This is a genomic window from Methanocella sp., assembly GCF_035506375.1.
GTDB lineage: Archaea > Halobacteriota > Methanocellia > Methanocellales > Methanocellaceae > Methanocella.
On the sequence record NZ_DATJPM010000096.1, the window covers coordinates 22,045 to 28,668 of the forward strand.

Genomic DNA, 6,624 nt, shown 5'->3' on the forward strand with positions numbered 1-6,624 from the left:
AGAGACTTATCGATGGCATATTTCAACGAGCCCGTGGAGACGATGGGGCGAACAGAGCTCAACGCCCTCATCGATGAGCGAACCCGATATACGGTCCGCTATGCCGCAGAGCGCTCGCCTTTTTACCGCCAGTGGTTCCGGGATAACGGGGTCGACGTCTCGTCCATCCGCACGCATGAAGACCTGTTGAGGCTGCCCATCGTGTCCGGCCAGACCATCCGGAATAATCAGCCCCCTGCCACGGAGGATTTCCGGTTCCGGAGCACGGACTGGCGGGACATTTTCACCATCCACGAGACCAGCGGCACCAGCGGCACGCCCAAGTCGTTCTTTTTGACGTACGACGACTGGAAGCGGTATGCCGAAAAGTACGCCCGGTTCTTCGTAGCCCAGGGCTTTGGCCCCGGGGATCGACTCATCGTCTGCGCGTCCTATGGCATGAACGTGGGCGCGAACACCATGACCCTCGCCGCCCATCGAATAGGCCTCACCATCGTGCCGGAAGGCAGGTGCAATTTCCCCGTGCGCATCATCAAGAGTTACCGGCCAACGGGGATCGTGGGCAGTGTCTTTAAGCTGCTCCGCCTGGGCCGGCGAATGGGGGCAGAGGGCTTAGACCCGAAGGATTCAGGCATCGAAAGGCTCGTCGCCGGCGGCGAAAGCTTCGCGAAGGAATCCCGTGAATATCTGGAGGAGCTCTGGGGCTGTAAGGCGTATAACACGTACGGGAGCACCGAGGGTACCATGTGCGGCGAGTGCGGCGTGCAGAACGGCCTGCACGTCCCCGAAGATATGGTGCACGTGGACGTGTACGACCCGGCGATGAAAAAGTTCGTCCCTGACGGAGAGTGCGGCCGTATGGTACTGACGACGCTGCTGCCCGTCGGCGGCAGGTGCGGCACGCTGCTCATCAACTACGATACCGAGGACACGACCGTCGTCATGTCCCGGGAAAAATGCGCATGCGGGCGGACCCATATGCGTATCTTTTACCCGCAGCGCGAAGCCGAGACCATCTGGGTAGCCGGCGCCCCTTTCAACCGCGTGGACGTGGAGTCGGGCGTTTTCCAGCGCGAGAACATGGAGTACCTGACGGGCGAGTACGAGGCCTTCGTCGATCTCGAAGGCGGCGTGACCACGATGAAGCTCAACCTGGAGTGCTTCGACCCGGAGAAGCTAAGCCGCCGGCCCGTGGAAGAGCGCTTCACCGAGGCCTTCTTAAAGTATAAGCCGGGGCTTGCCCGTGCTTTTGGGGAAGGCGCGTTCAAGCTATCCTTTAGTTTCCTGGCTCCGGGCAGGCTTGAGTTTTACCAGAAGAAGGGCAGGCCGAAGCGCATCGTCGACCGTAGATAAGTGCTGAAAATACGTGATAAAATTACAATAATAGGCCCACTAGATTAGATCATGCAGAAACGGGTGAGCAATATTATACCGCCGATCACCGGGCACATAGACCGGACAGACATCATGGACAGGGGCGTGCGATACATCGGCAGGGACTCGAACGGCGCTGACGTTTCCGTGGATGTATACGGCTCCCGCATGGACGTGAACGTCGGCGGCAGGACGATACTGGTCGAGGGCGACTACCTGAAGTACGACGACAGCGACAGGAAGTACATCATCTGCGACCGGAAGGGCAGGGTCTTCCTGAACTTTAAGGTCAAGGACGATGGCACATTCACGGTGAAATACGGGCGCGAGGGCTAGAAGAGGCGGAGCTCAAAGTATCTCAGCAGCTCTATGCCCGTCTCGTCTATCCGCAGATTCGACTGCCAGTGCCCCATGCCTTTTAAGGCCGCATTTCGAGCCGCGTCGACGATTGCTGGCTCCGGCTCGCCCGGGACGCAGAAAGGCACAGCTTCGAACATGTAGCACATGAGGATTACCGCTTTCGAGCCACGCTCTATTGAGCCCGATATATCGCAAAAGTGCTTGACGAGGCGCTCGAGGCCGTTGAACTTCGTCGTGCCTTTCTTGTATTTAGGGTGGCCTTCGCAGGGGATGTCCTTCAGCGGCGTCTTGACCTCAAGATAGTCCCTGCCGTTGATCAGGAAATCGATCCGAGAATCGCCCAGCTTTACCTCCCTTTTTAAGCTCTTCACGGGGCCGAATATGCCGGGCATGAGGCCTTCCCGGAGGAAAAATTCCACGTAGGCGTTCGCCTTACCCTGATTAATGCCGATCCAGCGCTTCTTACGGGCGGAGGGCTGGTCCAGGGAGATGGCTTCCACCGTATACGCCGTCTTTCTTGCATCGCTGCCGCCCCGGGATAAAAGACATGGAATATCCTCGAATATGAGGCTGCCGATGCGGCCCGTCGACGGGCAGTGGCAAGCCTGAACCTTACCGTCTACCTTGACCATCATGACGAACCTGTTCGGCCGGGACTGGATGGTGCCTTCGACGAGGGGCGATGGAAAAATATATCTTTTACCGCTCATTCTCCCATTCTAATGCCCGACCGGAAGAATATCATCTTTGCGCTCGTCTCCGCTGCCATCTTTATGGACATGATGGTCTACACGCTAGTCATACCGGTGCTGCCCTCCTATGCCACGAAACTGGGGGCCGACACCGTCGCCATCGGGATAATCTACGGCGCTTTTTCGGTCTCGCTTCTTTTATTCAGCATCCCCTTCGGCATCTTATCCGACCGCTTAGGCCGCCGGTCCTTCATGATGCTGGGCATGCTCTCCCTGGCCGCCACGAACGTCTTATTCGCCCTTTCGGCTGACGTGCGCGTGCTTATCGCCGCCAGGCTGCTCCAGGGCATGTCCGGGGCTGCCACCTGGTCCGCGGGGCTGGCGATGCTGGCCGATACCTTCGGCCAGGAGGAGCGCGGCGGGCGGCTCGGGCTGGCCATGTCCGCCATGTCCGCGGGCACACTGCTCGGCCCTGTCGTAGGCGGGATCCTTTACGATAACCTGGGCTACGCGCTCACGTTCGCCATACCATCGGCCCTGGCCTGCATCGTCGGCCTGGCGTTCCTCCTGGTCAGCGAGCCGGCAGCGCGTGTTATCTCTGCCCCTTTCCACCAGCGCCTGACGCCTTATCTAAAGGCGCCCCGGATATTCCTGGCCATAACGCTCGCGGTCGTCGTCGGCGCCGCCACCTACGGAGTCCTGGAGCCCTTCATGCCCGTGTATATGTACGATATTTTCTCCGCGACGCCGACCATGGTGGGCCTGGCTTTTGGCGCCATGTCGCTCCTTAGCATCGTCTTTCAGCCCGTCGTGGGGCGGCTCTATGACCTGCGGGTCGGACGCCTTCTCATCGCGGCGGGCATGCTCGTTTCCGCCCTCGTCGTTGCCGGCTGCGTATCCATGCCGTCCTTCTTTTTGACGGCGGCGGTGTTCTCCCTTCTGGGCATCACCATGTGCTTTGCCCTGACGCCCATGCTTCCCCTTATATCGGACCTCTACGGCGGCGACGGCAGGGGAAGTTCCCTGGGCATGGTCTACGGCATCTATAACACGCTCTTTTCGCTGGGCCTGGCCCTGGGCCCGTTCGCCGGCGGCCTGATAGCGGCCCGTTACGGTTTTCCATTTACGGCGTATGCCCAGGCGGCGCTGCTGGCCATAGCGGGCTTCATCACATTTCTTGCATTACGGCCGCATGCGAGATAGCACGGCCTTTAAAACCGGAAAAATATAATATTATAGTAATCATAATATAAACTATTGAAAAATGAGCATGCAAAACAGAAGGGCGAGCCTATATGGTCACTATTTATGTGGATGGAAGGCCTGTACAGGTCCCGGTACACACGAGCGCGTCGGACATACGGCGCGCCGCGCACACTGACCGGAGCCGCCCCGTGGCGCGCTCCTGCGATGGCCGGAACGTCGTGGTCAGCGGGGCCATCGACGTGTCCGAAGGCGACCACTTTACTCTCGGGCGACCCTTCACTAAAAGCATGCAAAAGTTCAAGGTCCTCTCTTCCAGGAAGCAGCGTAAATCCGACCGGTCTGTCCGGCTGTTCTTCCCGATGCCACAATACGAGCGCATGCGAGAGGCGTTCGAGGCTTCAGAAGCGGCGTCCAGGGAAGGATATGCGATGGCCAGGTGCGGCAGCCGCACGGACGGCTCAAGAAAAAATAAGGACTATTTTGTGAGAGAGCTTTACATACCGGCAAAAGATGATCTCTTCCAGCAGTCCAGCGTCACGGTTACACCGGGGGCCGAGTTTATCGAGGCCGTGTTCAGCAAAGCATCGGAGAAGGGCGATACCGTGCTCGAGATACATACACACGCCGGCTCCCGGGAGCCCAACTTCTCCTGGATGGACATCGAGAACGGCCTGGAGAACGGCCGTTTCCTGCGGTCCTGCGGGCTGCGCTTTGCCATGGCCGTGATCGGCGGGGCCGGATTCTCATTTTGCGAGTACGACGGGGACCACGATTCCCTCTCGATGCCCGAGAGCGCCCGTGTCAGTGTATTCAGCCGGAACGGTCTCCGGGACGCCCTGGTACATAAAAGCAGCTCTTCCTGCGAGATCCTATCGCCGACCCGCCCGGAGGCCATCCGGGTGGCCGTCGCGGGCCTTGACGGCATCGGCTTCGGCATATGCCAGAAGCTGGCCGGGCTGGGAGTAAAAGACTTTATCCTGCTCGACGACCGGGAGCTCGGCGATAATAACCCCGATATTTTGCCATATACGGGCGGGGCGGGTAAAAAAAGGACAAGGGCCGCGCAGAACATGCTCAAGAAAGCATCGAAAGACATAAGGGCAGTGGCCGTCAACAACATCGCCAGGAACGCCCGGGGCGCGCTCCGGGAATGCGACGTCATCTTTTATTGTGGTAAGGACGATGCGCTGAAATCGGCCATAGCCGAGGTTTCGCTTAAGTACCTCATACCGTGCATCGAGGCGCATACGGTAATAAAAGAGGGGCAGAAAGGCCCGTACGGCAGCGTAAGAGTGCTTATACCCTCTATCACCGGTTGCAGCATGTGCTCCGGCGAGTCCCGGGAAGGCTCCTCTTCGTGCGTTCCGGTCGACGACGTTGTCTGCTCCACGGCCATCGGGGAGCTAATGGATATGCTATCGGGCAGGCCCCGTGATTCCGACCATATCGAATACGACCCGGCGACGCAGGCCTTCGAGCGTAAGCGGCTGGAGTGGAATGAAGCATGCCCTCTCTGCGGCAGGGAAGGCGTGCGCGGCGCGGGCGACGAAAGGCGGCCTCGCCGGTATTAGCCAGAAAAGTATATCATCCCCATCATATTCTAATTATATCGGCCATGGTCGATGAGACACTTTCAAAGCATGAGCGAGAGAATCTCCTGATCAAGCTTGATAAAGAATTCGCCTTCGCCGGCGCGACCATACCGGCATACCTGGAGGTGGGCGACGAGCGCATACCCCTCAGGGCGCTCGTCTTCGAGATGTCGAAAAAGCGGGGACGGCTGACGTCCGAAGAGATCGGGGCGGTCGACCGCCTCATTCCCTTGATCCGGCGCAGGCGCCGGGAGATCGTCGCGCTCCTGTCCAGGGAGGAAATGGCCAGGTCAAAAGCCGGCGAGCTCTATGAGGAGGCTCTCGGGCTGGACCGGGCGCTTGACACACTCTATAATGTGCCGCTGCCGAAACTCTCCATCAATGACGAGGCCAATAAGGCAAAAATGGAGGACGGGCGCCGGTGGCTGAACCTCGTGAGGAAAGTGTACTCGGGAGAGGAGAAAAGGAAGCGGGATTAGATGAAGAGAACCGGTAGCTGTAAGCAATGCGGGAACTGCTGCAGGGATTTTTGCATCGACCTGCACGTGGGCGCCGTGACCGACTACGAGTTCACGGAATACCTGCGGTGGCTGGACGCCCATTCAGCGGTGTCGACCTCTATAAAGGATTTTAAAAAACGTAACGTCGAGCTGCAGATAAAGAACCCGTGCAAGAACCTCGTCGATAACGGGGACGGCACCTTCTCCTGCGCTATTCACGATAATAAGCCCGATATCTGCAGGCGCTATCCCGAAGAGGATTATAACGACGACGTTTCCAGAAATTGCGGCTTCAAGTTCATCCCTTAAGGCCGATGTATTATAATGAAAAATATTTATAGGGCCTTTATAAATGACATATTAGAGAAAACAATATGGAAGTTTGCAATAAATGTGGATTGCCGACGGACCTCTGCATCTGCGAGGACCTGGCGAAGGAGACCCAGAAGATACGTGTATATACCAATACACGGCGCTTTAAGAAGATAACGACCATCATTGACGGTATCGATACCAAGAACGTCAATATAAAGGAACTCTCCCAGAAGCTGAAGACCAAATTCGCATGCGGCGGCACCATTAAGGAAGGCCGCATCGAGCTCCAGGGCGATCACCGGGAAGAAGTTAAAAAGCTTTTAGTGAGCTACGGATTCTCTCCCGAGCTTATCGAGCTTAAGATGTAGTCCCGCCTTTTTTTATTCCTCGTTTTAAGCGTTTTTGACCGTAACAGTAAGCCTGATATGGTATATTCTAAAATTCAAGCGCAATCTCGTGTTATCCTTGAGTAAATTTGAACCGCATACGCCGGTTACTATACTCTGTATCGAAAAATTCGATAATACAGCGAGTTTTTTCAATATTTCAGCGAGGTGTGGAAATGGCGGATAAAGAGAAAGGTGG

Annotated in this window: 8 protein-coding genes; 7 read left to right on the forward strand and 1 reads right to left on the reverse strand. The window is 57.2% G+C overall.

Annotation, left to right across the window (positions count from 1 at the left end; genetic code table 11):
* Positions 1-12 precede the first annotated feature (12 nt).
* Both ftsA and VMC84_RS13200 read left to right on the forward strand, forming a co-directional pair.
* Positions 13-1,353, forward strand: coding sequence for a coenzyme F390 synthetase (ftsA, locus tag VMC84_RS13195; protein WP_325381400.1), 1,341 nt, complete (start codon positions 13-15; stop codon positions 1,351-1,353).
* Positions 1,354-1,404: 51 nt separating this feature from the next.
* The gene (locus VMC84_RS13200; RefSeq protein WP_325381402.1) at positions 1,405-1,710 is read left to right on the forward strand and encodes a hypothetical protein; all 306 of its coding nucleotides are present in this window, start codon (positions 1,405-1,407) and stop codon (positions 1,708-1,710) included.
* On the opposite strand, the gene VMC84_RS13205 is transcribed toward VMC84_RS13200, so the two are convergent.
* Positions 1,707-2,444 (reverse strand): DNA/RNA nuclease SfsA, encoded by a 738-nt coding sequence (locus VMC84_RS13205; protein WP_325381404.1) that lies wholly within the window; start codon positions 2,442-2,444, stop codon positions 1,707-1,709. The genes VMC84_RS13200 and VMC84_RS13205 overlap by 4 nt on opposite strands.
* A 12-nt stretch (positions 2,445-2,456) precedes the next feature.
* On the opposite strand from VMC84_RS13205, the gene VMC84_RS13210 reads away from it, so the two are divergent.
* From VMC84_RS13210 to yciH, 5 genes are all read left to right on the forward strand, one after another.
* Positions 2,457-3,629 (forward strand): MFS transporter, encoded by a 1,173-nt coding sequence (locus VMC84_RS13210; protein WP_325381406.1) that lies wholly within the window; start codon positions 2,457-2,459, stop codon positions 3,627-3,629.
* A 92-nt stretch (positions 3,630-3,721) separates the two neighbouring features.
* Complete coding sequence (locus VMC84_RS13215; RefSeq protein WP_325381408.1) at positions 3,722-5,203, forward strand: ThiF family adenylyltransferase; 1,482 nt, start codon at positions 3,722-3,724, stop codon at positions 5,201-5,203.
* Between the two features lie 44 nt (positions 5,204-5,247).
* Positions 5,248-5,703: a DUF5788 family protein gene (locus VMC84_RS13220; protein ID WP_325381410.1), complete on the forward strand. Its 456-nt coding sequence runs from the start codon at positions 5,248-5,250 to the stop codon at positions 5,701-5,703.
* Positions 5,704-6,033 carry a YkgJ family cysteine cluster protein gene (locus VMC84_RS13225; protein WP_325381412.1) on the forward strand — a complete coding sequence of 110 codons (330 nt, stop codon included), beginning with the start codon at positions 5,704-5,706 and terminating at the stop codon, positions 6,031-6,033. It abuts the gene before it with no gap.
* Positions 6,034-6,098: 65 nt separating this feature from the next.
* Positions 6,099-6,407, forward strand: a complete 309-nt coding sequence (gene yciH, locus VMC84_RS13230; RefSeq protein WP_325381414.1) for a stress response translation initiation inhibitor YciH — start codon at positions 6,099-6,101, stop codon at positions 6,405-6,407.
* Positions 6,408-6,624: the final 217 nt, after the last annotated feature.

What these genes read in the sequence shown, in the direction of transcription:
- ftsA (WP_325381400.1), top strand. Translation starts at nt 13, where the DNA reads ATGGCATATTTCAACGAGCCCGTGGAGACGATGGGGCGAACAGAGCTC.
- VMC84_RS13200 (WP_325381402.1), top strand. Translation starts at nt 1,405, where the DNA reads ATGCAGAAACGGGTGAGCAATATTATACCGCCGATCACCGGGCACATA.
- VMC84_RS13205 (WP_325381404.1), bottom strand. Translation starts at nt 2,444, where the DNA reads ATGAGCGGTAAAAGATATATTTTTCCATCGCCCCTCGTCGAAGGCACC.
- VMC84_RS13210 (WP_325381406.1), top strand. Translation starts at nt 2,457, where the DNA reads ATGCCCGACCGGAAGAATATCATCTTTGCGCTCGTCTCCGCTGCCATC.
- VMC84_RS13215 (WP_325381408.1), top strand. Translation starts at nt 3,722, where the DNA reads ATGGTCACTATTTATGTGGATGGAAGGCCTGTACAGGTCCCGGTACAC.
- VMC84_RS13220 (WP_325381410.1), top strand. Translation starts at nt 5,248, where the DNA reads ATGGTCGATGAGACACTTTCAAAGCATGAGCGAGAGAATCTCCTGATC.
- VMC84_RS13225 (WP_325381412.1), top strand. Translation starts at nt 5,704, where the DNA reads ATGAAGAGAACCGGTAGCTGTAAGCAATGCGGGAACTGCTGCAGGGAT.
- yciH (WP_325381414.1), top strand. Translation starts at nt 6,099, where the DNA reads ATGGAAGTTTGCAATAAATGTGGATTGCCGACGGACCTCTGCATCTGC.